The sequence below is a fragment of the Marinobacter daqiaonensis genome, from assembly GCF_900115285.1.
GTDB lineage: Bacteria > Pseudomonadota > Gammaproteobacteria > Pseudomonadales > Oleiphilaceae > Marinobacter > Marinobacter daqiaonensis.
On the sequence record NZ_FOYW01000001.1, the window covers coordinates 1222113 to 1238655 of the forward strand.

Genomic DNA, 16543 nt, shown 5'->3' on the forward strand with positions numbered 1-16543 from the left:
TGAACTGAACAGGCATGAACCGGTATACTGTCATTCACGGAGCCACCGGAAAAGCCCGGGGCCCGACCATTTTGCATGAACCGACGGGAGTCCTATGTCGTCCGACCAGATAGCGGCGAATAACAGCAGCCACCCCTACGACGCGCTGACGCCGGACCATATCCTGGATGCCGTGGAGGAGGAGCAGTTCCCGGTCAGCGGCCGGCTGTTCGCCCTGAACAGCTACGAGAACCGTGTTTACCAGGTGGGGCTCGACGACCAGCCGCCGGTGATCGCCAAGTTCTACCGCCCCGGTCGCTGGAGCGAGGCCCAGATCCGGGAGGAACACCGGTTCTCGCTGGAACTGGAAGAGGCCGGAGTACCGGTTGTCGCTCCGCTGCGTCTGCCATCCGGTGACACTCTGGGCCGCCACCAGGCATTCCTGTTCGCACTTTTCCACCAGCGCGGCGGCCAGGCCCCGGACACCAGTGTGACGGACACCCTCTACCGGCTCGGCCAGTGGCTGGGACAATTGCACAACGTGGGCGGCGCCGGCACTTTTGAGCATCGTCCCACCATGGCCATACTGCCGGGCATCACCGACTTCAGCCGCTACCTGACTGAGAATGGCTGGATTCCTGCGGACCTGCGTCCGGCCTGGGACAGCCTGATTCCGGACCTGATCGATGCCTGTGCCCGTCTTATCGACCAGGCCGGGGAACTGGACAATATCCGGCTCCACGGTGACTGCCACGCCGGCAACATCCTGGTCCGGGAGGACAGGCTGCTGTTCGTGGATCTGGATGACTGCCGCTCGGGCCCGGCCATCCAGGACCTGTGGCTGCTGCTCAACGGCGATGACCATGAGCGAAGCCTGCAGTTCGCGGAACTGTTGGAAGGATACGAGATGTTCCGGGACTTCAACCGCCGTGAGCGTTACCTGATCGAACCCCTGCGCTGCTACCGGCAGCTTTCCCACTGCGCATGGCTGGCCCAGCGTTGGGACGACCCTGCCTTCCCCCGTTTTTTCCCCTGGTTTGCCCAACCCCGGTTCTGGTCCGACCAGGTGCTGTCGCTGCGGGAGCAGCTGGCGGCCCTTCAGGGCCCGGTGCTGACTCTCCCGGGCCAGTACTGAACCGACATTCCGACCTTTCGATGGAGCATCCATGAGCCAGAATGAGGCGACCTATACAATCCGAAGCCTGATCGTCACCGCCATTGTGAGCATTATCGCCACTGTGCTGGTGCTGGAGCTGAGCGGCAAGATCGCCCATCCGGACAACAAGGACCACATGCCGGTCGGGGACTTTCAGGCCATCCATATCAAACCGGGCGAGGACTTCCGTATGTCGCCGAAAGCCTCGGAACTCCATGCCGTTTGCGTGGACGGCTACCTGGCGATTGCCTCCGATGCCGACCCGGATTACAGGGGCGTCCTGGTGGACTACAAGAACCGGGGGGTTCGCTGCCGCCCGGCGCCCATGAGCGGCGACCTGTAAGGAGAACTGCATGTCGAACACCGAGCAACCCCCGTTTCCGACGCAGGAGGCCGACCGGCTCTTCGCCCGGGAGCAGCCCCGGCAGGATTTCCGCTTCGATGCTTCCGTCGCCCGGGTATTCCCTGACATGATCCGGCGCTCCGTGCCCGGCTACACCACCATCATCCCCATGATCGAGGTCATTACCGAGCAGTACGCCCAGCCAGGCTCTCACTGTTACGACCTGGGCTGCTCCCTTGGGGCGTCCACCCTGGCCATGCGCCATGGCCTCCCGGAGAGCGGCTGCACCCTGGTGGGCGTGGACAACTCCGAAGCGATGATCGAACGGTGCCGGCACCATATCGCCCTGGACGACCACCCGCTGCCGGTGGAACTGCGCTGCGAAGACATTCTGGAGACGACGATCCAGGACGCGTCCGTGACCACCCTGAATTTCACACTTCAGTTCGTTCCGCCAGCGCAGCGACCTGAGTTGCTGGCGCGTATTGCCGGGGCGACCCGCCCTGGGGGCGTACTGATCCTGTCCGAAAAAATCCGCTTTGAGCGGCCACAGGAACAGGAGGTGCAGACCCGCCTGCACCATGAGTTCAAACGCGCCAACGGCTACTCCGACCTTGAGATCAGCCAGAAGCGGTCGGCCCTGGAACAGGTTCTCATACCGGAAACCCTTTCGGGCCATCGGGAACGTCTGGAAGAAGCCGGCTTTCGCGATGTCATGGTCTGGTACCAGTGCTTCAACTTCGTCTCCATGCTGGCCTTCAAGCCCGCCTGACACCACCAAGGGAGACCCTGAAATGACGGACTTCAACTGGGAACAGACGTGGGAAGCCATGCTGGCGAGACTGGAAAGCGAAGGCTGGCAGGACCGGGCCGCCCAGATCCGCGAGCAGCTTCATACCCGCTTCGTCACCAATCCCCATGGCGACCTCCCTCGTTGGGCCGCGGCCCTGGCGCAACTTCCCGAGCGCTCCGACGCCCTGGTCTACAACGATCGCAGCGAGGTCACGGTGGATAGCCTCGTCCCGCTGTCCTCCCCTGAGACGGAACAGCTCGAAGCCGGACTGAGGGGACTCATGCCCTGGCGCAAGGGCCCCTTCCGGTTCTTTGGCACGCTGGTGGACACGGAATGGCGTTCCGACTGGAAGTGGGACCGGGTTGCCCCCTCCCTCAGTGACCTCAACGGCCGCCGGGTGCTGGACGTAGGCTGCGGATCCGGCTATCACCTGTGGCGCATGTACGGCGCCGGCGCCTCGGAAGTTATTGGAATCGACCCTGGCCTGCTCTTTCTCTTCCAGTTCCTGGCGGTCAAGCGGTATCAGCCCTCGGCGCCGGTGGACCTGTTGCCGCTTCGTATAGAGGAGCTGCCACGCCCGCTGGAATACTTCGATACCACTTTCTCCATGGGCGTGCTCTATCACCGGCGCTCTCCCATTGACCACCTCCTGGAGCTCAAGGACACCCTCCGTCCCGGCGGCGAACTGGTCCTGGAAACCCTGGTGGTGGATGGTCCCGAAGGATACAGCCTGATGCCCGAAGACCGTTACGGGCAGATGCGCAATGTCTGGTTCCTGCCATCCAGCGCCACCCTTCTGCGCTGGATGGACCGGGCCGGACTGAGAGACGCTGAAGTGGTGGACGTGACGGTGACAACAACGGAAGAACAACGATCGACGGACTGGATGCGGTTCCAGTCACTGGATCACTTTCTCGACCCGGACGATCCATCAAGAACCATCGAGGGGTATCCCGGACCCATGCGAGCCACTGTCATCGCCCGGAAACCGGGAAAACGCAAGCCCCCCGGAAAACAGGGGTAGCCACAAATGCGAAAGGCGGCCAGATGGCCGCCTTTTGGAGTCACGCCGTTCAGGCGCCGAAGGGATGGCGCATGGTGATGGTCTCCACCCGGTCGGGACCGGTGGAAATGATATCGATGGGCGCCTCGATCTGCTCTTCCAGGAAGCGGATATAGGAGCGGGCATTCTCCGGCAGCTGATCCAGCGTGGTCAGGCCAACGGTGCTCTCGCTCCAGCCAGGCAGCTCTTCGTATACCGGCTCGATCAGGCCATACTCTTCCACGTTGATGGGTGGGCGGCTCATTTCTCCCGTCGGGGTCTTGTACCCGACGCATACCTTTACCGAGTCCATACCATCCAGCACGTCCAGCTTGGTCAGGCAGATGCCGGAAACACTGTTGATCTGGATGGCGTGGCGCAGGGCCACGGCATCAAACCAGCCGCAACGACGGGAGCGACCGGTGGTGGTGCCAATCTCATTGCCCTTCACTGCCAGATGCTGCCCCATCTCATCGAACAACTCGGTGGGGAACGGACCTGAACCAACCCGCGTGGTATAGGCCTTGGTGATGCCCAGCACATAGTCGAGGAACAGCGGACCGAATCCGGAGCCTGTCGCGGTGCCACCGGCCGTGGTGTTGGAGGAGGTCACAAAGGGGTAGGTACCCAGATCGATATCCAGCAAGGACCCCTGGGCGCCCTCGAACAGGATATTTTCCCCGCGCTTGCGGTAATCGTGAAGCAGATCGGTTACGTCCGCCGCCATGGGCAGGATCTCCTTGCCCATCTCCTTGAGGTTGGCGAGGGCCTGATCGATGTCCTCCGCCTGCTCCCCGAAATACTCGGTGAGCACGAAGTTGTGATAGCTCATGATCTCCCGCAGCTTGACCTCGAAGGCCTCCGGATTGAACAGGTCCCCGAGCCTCAGGCCCCGGCGGGAGACCTTGTCCTCGTATGCGGGACCGATACCACGGCCGGTGGTGCCGATCTTGTCGTTGCCCCTGGCCCGCTCACGGGCCTGATCGATGCGCACATGGGTCGGCAGAATCAGCGGGCAGGCATGGCTGATGCGCAGGCGATCGCGAACCGCCACCCCGCTTGCCTCCAGCTCGCGGACCTCCTTGAGCAGGGCTTCCGGTGACAGCACCACACCGTTGCCGATCAGGCACTGGACGTGCTTCCGCAGGATACCGGAGGGAATCAGGTGCAGGGCGGTCTTCTTACCCTCGATCACCAGGGTATGACCTGCATTGTGGCCACCCTGGAAACGCACGACAGCGGTCACCTGGTCGGTGAGCAGGTCGACGATCTTGCCCTTGCCTTCATCACCCCATTGGGTTCCCAGCACTACGACGTTCTTTCCCATGACGATCTCTCATACCGGCCGGCCCGTGGGGACCGGTCTGCCAAATTTAATCCAGTTGTTCGACAATCCACCGACCTTCGCGCTTGACCAGCACCCGGTCACAGCCGCGTTCGGCGGGATTGACACTTACATCTTCCGGAAGGGCCCGCACCACCGTTTCGGTCCTGCGCAGCTCCGCAATAGCCGTTTCCAGGCTGGCATCCGGCTCCGGCGGAGCCCAGATCACGGAGCGGGGCTTGCCGACCCGGCTGCCCAGGTACACCAGTGCCCGCACATCCAGGCTGAAGCCAGTAGCGGGCCGGGCCCGGCCAAAGTCCTGGCCGATGGCATCATACCGGCCGCCCTTGCCCACGGCATCGCCGTGGCCCGGAACATAAGCGGCAAACACCAGACCGGTATGGTAGTTGTAGCCCCGCAGCTCACAGAAATCGAAGCCGAGCTTCAGTTCGGGATGGCCGTCCTGAAGTCGTCCGGCAATGCGCTCAAGCTGGTCCAGGGCGGACAGGACATTGACCGGAGCCCCTTCCAGGGCACGGCGGGCAGTCTTCAGGGCTTCAGCACCTCCGCTGACCCGGGCGAGGGTGCGCAGGTGGGCTCCTGGCGAACCCGCGGGAGCCTCGCCCAGAAGTTCGTCCAGTTCGGGGATGGACTTGCGGGCCATGGCGTCAAAAATGGCTGCCCTGGTCTGCTCATCGACGTCCGCCGCCTCGATAAGGGACTGGTAGATGGAAACGTGGGCAAGATCCAGGTGAATCGAATCGATACCCGCCACCTTGAGGGTATCCAGCATCAGCCGGATCACTTCCAGGTCGGCTTCCTCGGACGAGCTGCCAAAGAGCTCACAGCCGGCCTGGATCGGTGTCCGCCCGGTCAGCATGTGCTGGGGCCGCGCGTGAAGAACATGTCCGGCGTAGCACAGCCGGGTAATGCCTTCCTGGTGCAGCGTATGGGCATCAATTCGAGCCGCCTGAGGCGTCATATCGGCCCGGACACCCATCATTCGCCCGGTGAGCTGGTCGGTCAGCTTGAAGGTCTGCAGCGCCAGGTCATGGCCGGTGCCGGTAAACAGCGATTCCAGATATTCGATCAGGGGCGGAATCACCAGTTGGTACCCCCACCGCTGACAGGTATCCATCACCTCACGGCGCAGGGATTCTATCTGCCCTGCCAGGGGCGGAAGGATGTCTTCCACGCCGTCGGGAAGCAGCCAGCGGTCAGAAACCGTCATGTCCTGTTTACCTTTTCGCTTGAGTCAGTTTGCCGGATTCGCCAGTGCGGCTCAGAGGCGAAGCAACCCTCGTGGGGACGCTCCATTCTTTTATGCAAAACCCGGCGGATTCTACACCTTTGCCGCCCACAAAAAAACCGGAACGGCCCTGTGGGCCCAGGGCGTTCCGGTTTTCTGGTTTTCCGGCAAAGGTCCGGCCCGATCAGTTAGTGGCGGGGGTGGGATCCTTCAGGTAGCGCAGGAACTCGCTATCCGTATCGATGACCATCAGATCGTCCTTGCCGGAGAAGGTGCGCTGATAGGCTTCGAGGCTGCGATACAGGCTGTAGAACTCCGGATCCGCGCCATAGGCGCCGGCGTAGATGCGGGCGGCCTCACCATCACCCTCACCGCGGGTCTCCTCCGCCTCGGCAAAGGCCTCTGCCAGGGTCACAGTCCTCTGACGATCTGCATCGGCGCGGATCCCCTCCGCCAGCTCGCGGCCGCGGGAGCGGAACTCCTGAGCCAGCTTTTCGCGCTCGGTTGCCATTCGGCGGAAGACGTTTTCGCTGACGGACTGGGGCAGCTCGATGGCCTTGACCCGGATATCTATCACTTCGATACCAAAGGCCTCCCGAACCCGCTCGTCGACCCGCGCGGTCAGGTTTTCCATCAGCTCATCCCGCTGACCGGAAACCACCTCGTGCATGGTGCGGACACCGAACTCATCCCTCAGGCCGTTGTCGATCCGGGACAGCAGCAGCGACTGGGCGCGAAGCTCGTCACCCCCGGTGGACCGGTAATACTCGTCCACGTCCTGAATACGCCAGGCCACATAGGAATCCACGTCCAGCGGCTTCTTCTCCGCCGTCAGGTACTGCTTCGCCGGAAGGTCGGTGGTCAGAAGCCGGACGTCGAATTCACGCACCTGATCCACCACCGGCACCTTGAAGTGCAGACCAGCCGGCACATCGGTCTCGATCAGTTCACCAAACCTCAGGACAACGCCGCGATGGGTCTCCGGAATGATATAAACGCTCGACAGCACCAGCAGGACCACGACCAGGGCACCTGCAATGCCCGCAATGCTTTTAGGGCCCATAATTATCGACCTCCCCGGCTGTTACTGGATTCCTGACGGTTGCGGAGCTCCTCGATCACCCGGTCCGTAAGGGCCTGGATGTTCTGCTCGTCCGTACGCTGACTGCTGTCAGAGCGCGAACCGGATACCGCTGCCTGGTTCTGATCGCTCATGATCCGGTCCAGGGGCAGGTACATCATGTTGCCCGAACTGTCGGTGTCCACAAGCACCTTGCTGGTGTTGGTGAAGACGTTCTCAAGGGCCTGCAGGTACATGCGCTCACGGGTCACTTCAGGCGCGTTCTGGTAAACGCTCAGCAACTCGGTGAAACGCGCGGTTTCACCCCGGGCCCGCTCGATCACTTCCTCCTTGTAGGCCATGGCTTCCTCAAGCAGTCGCTGGGCACGGCCCCGTGCTTCCGGAACGACCCTGTTGCGGTAGGTCTCGGCCTCTTCCTTGAACCGCTGCTCGTCTTCCCGGGCTCTCTGAACCTCGCGGAAGGCGTCCTGCACCGCCTCAGGCGGCTGGGTGCTCTCGACGTTTACCTGAACGATTTCAAGACCGGTGCTGTAGTCCGCCAGGAAGCTCTGCAGCCGCTGCTCGACGTTAATGGCAAGCTCCGCCCGGCCCTCGGTCAGAACCTGGTCCAGGGTGGTACTGCCCACTTCATGCCTGAGGGCACTGTCGGTTGCAAAAGCCAGGGCCTGATTGGAGTCCCGGACGTTCAACACGTAGGCCTTGGCATCCGCAACCCGGTACTGGACCTGAAGTTCCACCGACACCAGGTTTTCATCCTGGGTCAGCATCTGGCCCCTGGATTCGGCGTTCCGGACGTTGGTCACCCGAACCTTGGTGGCGGACTCGACCAGCGGCAGCTTGAACCGCAGACCGGGGTTCTCGGTGCGGTGATACTCACCGAAACGGAGCACCACGGCCCGCTCCTGCTCGTCCACAGTGTAGAAAGACTGAAAGACCACATAGCCGGCAACAATAATTGCACCCAGGGCAAGTACCGCACCGATACCAGCCGCGCTGCCGCCGCTACCGCCAGAACCCCCGCCGCTGCCGCCGGAGCGGTTGCCCTTTCCACCGAGCATGCGATTGAGTTTGTCGAGCCCCTTTTTCAGGGCTTCATCGAGGTCTGGGGGCCCCTGATCATTACCACCACGACGACCACCTCCGGTACCCCAGGGATCATTGTCGTTGCGGTTCCCACCCGGTTCATTCCAGGCCATAGGTCTCTCCGTCTGTACGTTTAAAGCATTGTGAATGGCTGCAAATACTAGGGATTTATATCAGCCCCGGCAATAGCAACGGAGCTTTTTGCAATGCGTCACGAGGCAGGCGCTTCCGTACGCACCTGTCCGGGCGTCATACCGGCTCGACTGAGCAGCTGATACCAGTCGCGGCTCTGCAACCGCACTTCCAGCACCACGTCGCCATTGTCCCGGTAGCGTTCGCTGATAACCGAATCCGCCTCGTGGAGCATGGCCCTCAGCCTGCCGTCGGTCGGGCCGAGAATCACACAGTGGTGAAGCAGGTCTTCCGCCAGCCGCTCGACAATGGCGTCATAAAGCAGTGCCAGACCGTCGCCGGTCTGGGCGGATACCCAGACCCGAACGGGCTCTCCCGCCTCGTTCCGCTCAATCCTGGGGGAAAATTCCTCAAGCAGGTCGATCTTGTTGAAGACTTCCAGAACCGGCACCTCGTCCGCACCGATCTCATCCAGCACGGACTCGACCTGCTCCATGTTGTCATCACGGCGTTCGTCATGACAGTCCACCACATGCAACAGCAATGCCGCCTGGGTGGTCTCCTCGAGGGTTGCACGGAAAGCTTCCACAAGCTTGTGGGGCAGATGGCGGATGAAGCCCACCGTATCCGCAATAACGACAGGCCCGATGTCGGGAAGTTCCAGCCGCCGCAGGGTGGGATCCAGGGTGGCGAACAACTGATCGGCGGTGTAAACACCGGATTCGGTAATGCGATTGAAAAGGGTGGACTTGCCGGCGTTGGTGTAGCCCACCAGGGACACCGTCGGAATGTCCGCACGCATTCGGGCACGACGCCCCTGGTCCCGCTGCCGGCGAACTTTCTCCAGCCGCTTGTGGATCGCCTTGATCCGTTCCCGAAGCAGACGCCGGTCGGTCTCCAGCTGGGTCTCACCGGGACCCCGCAGGCCGATACCGCCTTTCTGGCGCTCCAGGTGCGTCCAGCCCCGGACCAGCCGAGTGGACATATGTTCGAGCTGTGCCAGCTCGACCTGCAGTTTACCTTCGTGGGTACGGGCCCGCTGGGCGAAAATGTCCAGAATCACCCCGGTCCGGTCCAGTACCCGGCACTTGAGTTCCCGCTCGATGTTGCGTTCCTGGCTCGGGCTGAGAGCATGGTTGAACAGCACAACGTCCGCCTCGCTCGCCGCCACCACGTCACGGATCTCCTCCAGCTTCCCCTCTCCAACGAAAAGCCGGGAGGTGGGCTGCTTCCGCGTACCGGTCACCGTGGCCACCGGCTCGACGTTGGCCGAGATCACCAGCTCCCGAAACTCGCCGGGGTCCTCGGACTCGCTGCCATGGGAAGTAAACTCGATGTGAACGAGCACAGCCCGCTCACCGACATTCGGACGTTCAAACAAAAAAGTAGCCTCCAGTCACACAGCTCTCCGACAGCGCACAAACGCAAAAACCCGCACAGGCAGGACCGTCATAGGGTCCGGCCTGTGCGGGTTTGCTGACAAACCGCACAAGGGTTCGATCAATCTTCTGCTTCATGCTCCCCGGCAGGGGTCTGTGGTGGGATCCGGACGTTCCGTGCCGGTACGACCGTTGAAATCGCGTGCTTGTACACCATCTGACTGACGGTATTCTTGAGCAAAATCACAAACTGGTCAAATGACTCTACCTGGCCCTGCAACTTGATACCGTTCACCAGGAAGATGGAAACCGGGATACGCTCCTTGCGCAGTGCGTTAAGGTAAGGGTCTTGTAACGAGTGCCCTTTTGACATGTTCAGTTCTCCTGTTTTTCTGATAGTGCAGATCGTCATAGTTTAGGCGGCCACGAAACCCGCAGGCATTAGTCAATGCCCGGTTCGAGGCCAATCGAGACCGGATCCCTCCAGCGAAGTTCCCGGCAAATCCTCAGAATCACCCGGAAGCCTTACCGCTCCGGTTTTAATGTGGTGTGAGACCGGATTTTTTTCAAGGCGATATCGACATTTCCCCTGGCGTCGCTTTGCAGCCAGGTAACATCCTGCCATTTGCGCAGCCAGGTCAGCTGGCGTTTCGCCAGTTGCCGGGTTGCGGCAATCCCTTTCTCAACCATAACCGGATAGTCCCCTTCCCCCTGCAGCCAGCACCAGACCTGACGGTATCCGACACAACGCATAGAAGGCATGTCCAGGTTCAGATCACCCCTATTCATAAGGCACTTCACTTCATCAACAAAACCCTGATCCAGCATGGCCAGGAATCGTGCGCGGATCCGCTGATGGAGCTGGTGTCGCTCCGGCGGCGCCAGTGCGAACTGCAATACAGTATACGGAAGCTGATGATCGGCGTCTGCCTGCCATTGCGTCCTGTACGGGTAATCCTTCACATCCTCGCTCTGCCAGAACTCCGAGATCGGGCGCCCGGTCAGACGGATGACTTCCAGGGCCCGTATCAGGCGTTGCCGGTTGTGGGGGTGAATAAGACCGGCCGCCACCGGGTCCCGGTCAGCCAGCTCATTGTGCAGAGCCGCCCAGCCCCGCTCCCTGGCTTCAGCCTCAAGCCGCATGCGCATGTCCGCGTCGGCGGAAGGCAGGTTTCCCATTCCCTGCAGCAGCGCCTTGAAATACATCATGGTGCCACCCACCAGCAGGGGAATACGGCCGGCGGCAGTGATAGCCGCCATCTCCGCAAGGGCATCGCGGCGAAAATCCGCGGCCGAATAGCTCTGGGCCGGGTCACAGATATCGATCAGACGATGTGGCGCGGCCGCCAGCTCCTCCGGGGAGGGTTTGGCGGTACCGATGTCCATGCCCCGGTAAATCATCGCAGAGTCGACACTGATAATGTCACAGGGCAGGTGGCGGCAAAGCTCTATGGCCAGATCGGTCTTGCCGGAGGCAGTCGGCCCCATCAGAAAAATGGCCAGGGGCCTGTCGTCACTGGAATCAGCCATGGTCAGCGACCCCGCAGGAAAAGCTTGTCCAGCTCCGGCAGGGTCACCAGGGTCCAGGTGGGTCGGCCGTGATTGCACTGACCACTGCGCTCGGTGGCCTCCATGTCCCGCAGAAGGGCGTTCATTTCAGGAATTGTCAGCTGGCGATTGGCCCGCACTGAACCGTGACAGGCCATGGTACCGAGCAGCTCATGGGTCTGTGCCTCGACCCGGTCGCTGGTGCCATTGGCAATCAGATCCGCCAGCACGTCCCGCAACAACTGTTCGGCATCGGCACCCCGCAGAAGGGCGGGCAGTTGCCTGACTGCCAGGGTTTCGGGACCGATCCGCTCCACCGTCAGGCCCAGCATGGACAGCTCGGCGGCATGATCCTCCGCCAGCGCGGCCTCCTTCTGGCTGACCGCCACCGACACCGGAACCAACAGCGGCTGGCTGGTCAGGTCCTGGGTGTCCAGTGCCCGCTTCATGCGCTCATAGGTGATCCGCTCATGGGCCGCATGCATGTCGACAATGATCATGCCCTGGCGGCTCTGGGCGAGAATGTAGATACCGTGCAGCTGGGCAATGGCGTATCCCAGGGGAGGCTCGCCGGCCTCTCCCTCGACGGCTTCGGTCCGGCCCATGGCGGGCGTCGGAACGATATGGGGGTACGCTCTTGGCTCCGGGGCTGGCGCAGTCTGGGGCGCCGCTGACGGACCTCCCCCCTCGCTCAGGGAGCGGTAGAAGGCCATCTGGTCCTGGGCCGCCCACGGCGACTGCGGCTGTCCCGACGCTGCCCCGTAGCTCTGGTACTGGCCACTGTAGCCGGAGGCTGACTGGAATTCGCCACCCTGCTGCGGGGCTGGCGCCGGCGCGGCCGAAAGCGCGGCACCGCCGCCATTGCGGCCCAGTGACTGGGCCACCGCGCCGCGAAAATGGTCGTCGGGACGGACATCGCCTAACGCCCGGTGGAGGGTGCGGAAGATGAAATCATGCACCAGCCGTCCGTCCCGGAAACGCACCTCATGCTTGGTGGGATGCACGTTGACATCCACATTGGCCGGATCCAGTTCGAGATAGAGCACGAAAGCGGGGTGCCGGTTGTTATAGAGCACGTCACGGTAGGCCTGGCGCACCGCATGGGCCACCAGACGGTCACGAATCACCCGGCCGTTGACGAAGAAATACTGGAGGTCCGCCTGGCTCCGGGAAAAAGTGGGCAACGCCACCCAGCCTTTCAGCCTGAGCCCGGTGGCTTGGGCATCGATCACCACGGCATTGTCGATGAACTTCTGCCCACACAGGGCACCGACGCGGCGCTCATGATCCAGTTCGGTTTCCGCGGGCCGGAGGCTCTGTACGACCTTCTGGTTATGCCGAAGGGTAAAGCCGGTATCGAAACGCCCGAGAGCCTGGCGCCGCAACACCTCCTCAAGATGACCGAACTCGGTTTTTTCGGTGCGCATGAACTTGCGCCGGGCCGGGGTGTTGAAGAAAAGATCCCGTACTTCCACGGTGGTGCCCACGGGATGGGCCGCTGGCGATATCCTGGCATCCATGTCGCGACCCTCCACCTCGACCCGGCTCGCCGCCTCCTGGTCCGCGGTGCGGGAGGTCAGGGTCAGCCGGGAAACGGAACTGATGCTGGCCAGGGCCTCGCCCCGGAAGCCCAGGGAGGCGACCGCCTCAAGATCATCCAGGGAGGCAATCTTGCTGGTGGCATGACGGCTCAGCGCCAGCGGCAACTCGTCCCGGGGAATTCCCACGCCATCGTCCCGGACCCGGATCAGGCGCGCTCCGCCCTGCTCGACATCCACGTCGATCCGACGGCCACCGGCGTCGAGGGCGTTTTCGATGAGTTCCTTGAGGACGGAGGAAGGCCGTTCGACCACCTCCCCGGCGGCAATCTGGTTGGCCAGACGGGGAGACAGCAGCTTGATGGAAGGCATTGCGTTGCGGATCTCCGGGCGTTGGTGGATATCGACGCCCGGATGATAACAGATTCAGGAGGACGGTATCTGCAGCGTCTGACCCACGATCAGCCTGTCGTCCGTGAGTCCGTTGGCCCGCTTGAGCGCCTGGACACTGACCTGGTTCTGTCGTGCCACCGCAGACAGCGTATCGCCCCGCCGAATACGGTACTCGGTGCTGCCACCACCGCCACTCTGGCGCTTCTGCCAGGCAAGCAGGGTGCCAGGCGGCGGCCGGTTGTTGAAGTAGTCATCGATCCCGTCGAATACCGCCTCTGCCACCTTGCGCTGGTGACGGGCGCTGGCCAGGTTCCGCTCCTCACGCGGGTTCGAGATAAATCCTGCCTCCACAAGAATCGAGGGGATGTCGGGTGACTTGAGCACCGCGAACGCAGCCTGTTCAACGCCCGGTTTGTGGAGTTTGGTGACCTTGCCGAGCTTGCCCAGTATATAGTCACCGACACCCACACTGGCGTTGATGCTGGCGGTCATGGAGAGATCCAGCAACACCCCGGCCAGGATGTCGTCCTTGTCTCCCAGTGTCACCCCGCCGACACCGCCGATCAGGTCGGAACGGTTCTCACTGCGGGCAAGCCAGCGGGCGGTCTCACTGGTGGCTCCCCGCTGGGACAGGGCAAATACCGAGGCGCCGCTGGGCTGGGGGCTGCGGAAAGCGTCGGCATGCACCGACACGAAGAGATCCGCCTTGTGTTTGCGGGCCAGCAATGTCCGGCTCCGCAGATCAATGTAGTAGTCGCCGGTCCGGGTCAGCCTGGCCTCGTAACCGGGCTTGCTGTCGATCAGATCCTTCAGGTGACGGGCCATGGACAGCACCACGTCTTTTTCCAGGGTACCGGCAGGGCCGATGGCACCGGGGTCTTCACCACCATGGCCGGCGTCAATCACCACGATGATGTCCCGCTTGCCATCGCCATGATCACGGACAATGGGCCGGTCCGGGGAAGGCAGCGATGCCCTTTCCTCCTGGATCAGGTCCACCACCAGGCGATGCCCGTACTGCTGGTTCGGCTCCAGCTGAAAGCTGCGGGGCTTGATGTCACGGTCCAGGTCCAGCACCACCCTCAGGTCGTTGCCGTTGCGGGAGGCGCTGCGAATGCGCTTGACCGGACTCCCCTTCAGATCCAGTCCATCAAGATCCGTTTTCAGGTCAGTATTCTTGAGGTCGATGACAAGGCGCGCCGGGTTTTCCAGGGAAAAAATGGTGTGATCCACCGGAGTCCGCGTGTCAAACACCAGGCGGGTATGGTCCGGCGCCGGCCAGATCCGGGCACTTTCGACGCTGGTGCTGGCAGTGGCTGGCAGCGAAGCTGTCAGCAGCACCGACGCCAGCGCCAACAACCATGCCAGCCTGAAAAATCCTTGACGCTTCATATCCGAAGCCCTCATTCCAGATCCGTCTCCGTCATCGCCCCGTCAAAGGGAGCGGTCGACCTCAGCCTTTCATGAAACCGTGTCAGCAGCACCCGGCCAGCCTCTGTGCGTTGCTCGGCAATCAACGAGCGCCCTCCTCCTTCCGGCGCGAGAGTCAGCTCCAGGTCCGGTGTCGGCAGGATGCCGGCGCCCCGCTCTGGCCACTCCACCAGACAAACGTTCCCCGGCACCAGATAGTCACGTATTCCCATGAACTCCAGTTCCTCAGGGTCACCCAGGCGGTAAAGATCAAAATGCCAGGTGGCTGGGGTAAGCTGCTCGTAGGGCTCCACCAGGGTATAGGTGGGGCTCTTGACCGCTCCCTCGTGGCCCAGCGCCCGGATGAACCCCCGGCTGAATGTGGTCTTGCCGGCGCCCAGGGTGCCGTGGAGGAATATAACAAGTCCCGCCGCCGAAGACACCGACTGGACCACGGCCGCCAGCAGATTGCCCGCCGACACCGTGGCCGCCTCATCCGGCAACCATACCCGCAGCGCCTTACTCATCGGCCCAGCTCCCGTATACCGGCTGCTCGGCCGACCGGAATGCCCACGACAGCGCATCAATAACATCCACCGGCAACAGGGACCGGTAACCCCGTACCAGGGATGCCCGGTTGGCCGACTCAATGTGTACGGCGGCGGCCAGCGTGGTCGCATCCCGCAACGACAGCTCCGGTGACTTCACCGTGAGCGCCGCCAGCGCACCGCAGATTCCCGACAGCACATCTCCCATGCCGCCTGTTGCCATGCCGGGATTTGCACCCGCCACCAGCACCGGCAAACCTTCCTCACCGGCAATCAGGGTACCGGCTCCCTTGAGCAGGGCCACTCCGCCATAACGCCGCTGGAGTCGGGTGACCGCCTCAAGCCGGTCGGCCTCGATGTCCGCCACCGAGCAGTCCAGAAGACGCGCAGCCTCACCCGGATGCGGCGTGATCACCTGCTTCTCCGCAACAACCGGCTTCTGCTGCGCCAGCAGATTGAGAGCGTCTGCGTCCAGCACCCGTGGTATGTTGGTGGACAGCACCTGCTGGAGCATCTGCTGTCCCCAGGCGGACTGTCCTATGCCAGGGCCGCAGACCACCGCATCGGCCCTTTCCAGCAGTTCAGAAAGCTGATTGCCGTGAGTCACGCCCCGCACCATGACTGAGGGACATCTGGCCAGCGCAGGCGCCACATGATCCGGATGGGTAGCCAGACTTACCAGTCCGGCGCCACTGCGACCGGCAGCCTCGGCCGCCAGCAGACCAGCCCCACCGAAGCCCTGGCTGCCTGCTATGATCAGCACATGGCCAAACGCACCCTTATGGGCCACCCGGGATACCGCCGGCAGTGACGCCTTGATACGGGACCAGGTGGCCAGGCCGGCCACCGGGGGCTCCTCGCATCCGGCCAGGTCATCACCGACACCGAGGGTATCGAACTCCACCCGACCGGCATATTGCGGCCCCTGGCCGGTCAACAGGCCGATTTTCTGGCCGATGAATGTCGCCGTCACCCTGGCCTGGACCGCTTCGCCCTCCGCTGCGCCGGTAGCCGCATCCAGCCCGGAGGGGACATCCACCGCCAGCACTGGCATGGCTGAACGATTGATCCGCCGCACCAGTTCATCCACGGGTGGTCGGGGCTTGCCCCGGACCCCGGTCCCCAGCATGGCGTCGACGATAACCCCCTCACCGGAAAACAGATCGTCTTTCTGGCTATCGGACAAATCTTCCCATTGCCTGACCTGTACCCCTGCGTCCACCGCATCCTGCCAGGCCTTGCGGGCATCGCCGGAAAGTTTGCCCGGATCCTTGACCGCGACGCAGTCGACCCGGTGCCCGTGCCGCAGTGCATTCAGGGCAACAAGATAGCCATCGCCACCATTGTTGCCGCTGGCACAGAGCACCAGAACCTGTTTCGCTTCGGGCCAGTGACGAGCCAGCTGGCGAAAGGCCGCGCGGGCGGCTTTCTGCATGAGGACATAGCCATCCACACCGACTTCGTCGATGAGATAACGGTCGAGGGCCTGCACACCCCCCGCAGTGAAGAGTGATTCTGATAAGATGTTGTCTGTCAGCATGGGTG

The 16543-nt window shown here is 62.6% G+C and carries 15 protein-coding genes; 4 read left to right on the forward strand and 11 right to left on the reverse strand.

Annotation, left to right across the window (positions count from 1 at the left end):
- Positions 1-94: 94 nt before the first annotated feature.
- From BM346_RS05615 to cmoB, 4 genes are read left to right on the forward strand one after another with little or no spacing between them, the layout of a single operon-like run.
- The gene (locus tag BM346_RS05615) at positions 95-1114 is read left to right on the forward strand and encodes a serine/threonine protein kinase (RefSeq protein ID WP_092009627.1); all 1020 of its coding nucleotides are present in this window, start codon (positions 95-97) and stop codon (positions 1112-1114) included.
- 31 nt (positions 1115-1145) lie between these two features.
- Positions 1146-1478 (forward strand): kinase, encoded by a 333-nt coding sequence (locus BM346_RS05620; RefSeq protein WP_092009629.1) that lies wholly within the window; start codon positions 1146-1148, stop codon positions 1476-1478.
- A 10-nt stretch (positions 1479-1488) separates the two neighbouring features.
- Positions 1489-2250, forward strand: a complete 762-nt coding sequence (cmoA, locus tag BM346_RS05625) for a carboxy-S-adenosyl-L-methionine synthase CmoA (RefSeq protein WP_092009631.1) — start codon at positions 1489-1491, stop codon at positions 2248-2250.
- A gap of 22 nt (positions 2251-2272) precedes the next feature.
- Positions 2273-3295 carry a tRNA 5-methoxyuridine(34)/uridine 5-oxyacetic acid(34) synthase CmoB gene (gene cmoB, locus BM346_RS05630; RefSeq protein WP_092009633.1) on the forward strand — a complete coding sequence of 341 codons (1023 nt, stop codon included), beginning with the start codon at positions 2273-2275 and terminating at the stop codon, positions 3293-3295.
- A 49-nt stretch (positions 3296-3344) separates the two neighbouring features.
- Here cmoB and BM346_RS05635 read toward each other — a convergent pair whose 3' ends face one another.
- The 11 genes from BM346_RS05635 to BM346_RS05685 all read right to left on the reverse strand — a co-directional run bounded on the left by BM346_RS05635 (position 3345) and on the right by BM346_RS05685 (position 16538).
- Complete coding sequence (locus BM346_RS05635; protein WP_092009635.1) at positions 3345-4640, reverse strand: adenylosuccinate synthase; 1296 nt, start codon at positions 4638-4640, stop codon at positions 3345-3347.
- A gap of 46 nt (positions 4641-4686) precedes the next feature.
- On the reverse strand, positions 4687-5868 hold the full coding sequence (locus BM346_RS05640; protein ID WP_092009637.1) for an ATP phosphoribosyltransferase regulatory subunit: 1182 nt from the start codon (positions 5866-5868) through the stop codon (positions 4687-4689).
- Between the two features lie 202 nt (positions 5869-6070).
- A complete protein-coding gene (hflC, locus tag BM346_RS05645) occupies positions 6071-6949 on the reverse strand; it encodes a protease modulator HflC (RefSeq protein ID WP_092009639.1) in 879 nt (292 codons plus the stop codon).
- A 2-nt stretch (positions 6950-6951) separates the two neighbouring features.
- Positions 6952-8163 (reverse strand): FtsH protease activity modulator HflK, encoded by a 1212-nt coding sequence (hflK, locus tag BM346_RS05650; protein WP_092009641.1) that lies wholly within the window; start codon positions 8161-8163, stop codon positions 6952-6954.
- A 98-nt stretch (positions 8164-8261) separates the two neighbouring features.
- Positions 8262-9563 (reverse strand): ribosome rescue GTPase HflX, encoded by a 1302-nt coding sequence (hflX, locus tag BM346_RS05655; protein WP_092009643.1) that lies wholly within the window; start codon positions 9561-9563, stop codon positions 8262-8264.
- A gap of 119 nt (positions 9564-9682) precedes the next feature.
- The gene (gene hfq / locus BM346_RS05660; protein WP_092009645.1) at positions 9683-9934 is read right to left on the reverse strand and encodes an RNA chaperone Hfq; all 252 of its coding nucleotides are present in this window, start codon (positions 9932-9934) and stop codon (positions 9683-9685) included.
- A gap of 152 nt (positions 9935-10086) precedes the next feature.
- Entirely contained in the window at positions 10087-11091 is a 1005-nt protein-coding gene (gene miaA / locus BM346_RS05665) for a tRNA (adenosine(37)-N6)-dimethylallyltransferase MiaA (RefSeq protein WP_092009647.1), read from the reverse strand.
- 2 nt (positions 11092-11093) lie between these two features.
- Positions 11094-13019 (reverse strand): DNA mismatch repair endonuclease MutL, encoded by a 1926-nt coding sequence (gene mutL / locus BM346_RS05670; RefSeq protein ID WP_092009649.1) that lies wholly within the window; start codon positions 13017-13019, stop codon positions 11094-11096.
- A gap of 54 nt (positions 13020-13073) precedes the next feature.
- Complete coding sequence (locus BM346_RS05675) at positions 13074-14432, reverse strand: N-acetylmuramoyl-L-alanine amidase (protein WP_092013374.1); 1359 nt, start codon at positions 14430-14432, stop codon at positions 13074-13076.
- An 11-nt stretch (positions 14433-14443) separates the two neighbouring features.
- Positions 14444-14977 (reverse strand): tRNA (adenosine(37)-N6)-threonylcarbamoyltransferase complex ATPase subunit type 1 TsaE, encoded by a 534-nt coding sequence (gene tsaE, locus BM346_RS05680; protein ID WP_092009651.1) that lies wholly within the window; start codon positions 14975-14977, stop codon positions 14444-14446.
- On the reverse strand, positions 14970-16538 hold the full coding sequence (locus BM346_RS05685; RefSeq protein ID WP_092009653.1) for an NAD(P)H-hydrate dehydratase: 1569 nt from the start codon (positions 16536-16538) through the stop codon (positions 14970-14972). Before BM346_RS05685 ends, tsaE begins: the two co-directional genes overlap by 8 nt.
- Positions 16539-16543: the final 5 nt, after the last annotated feature.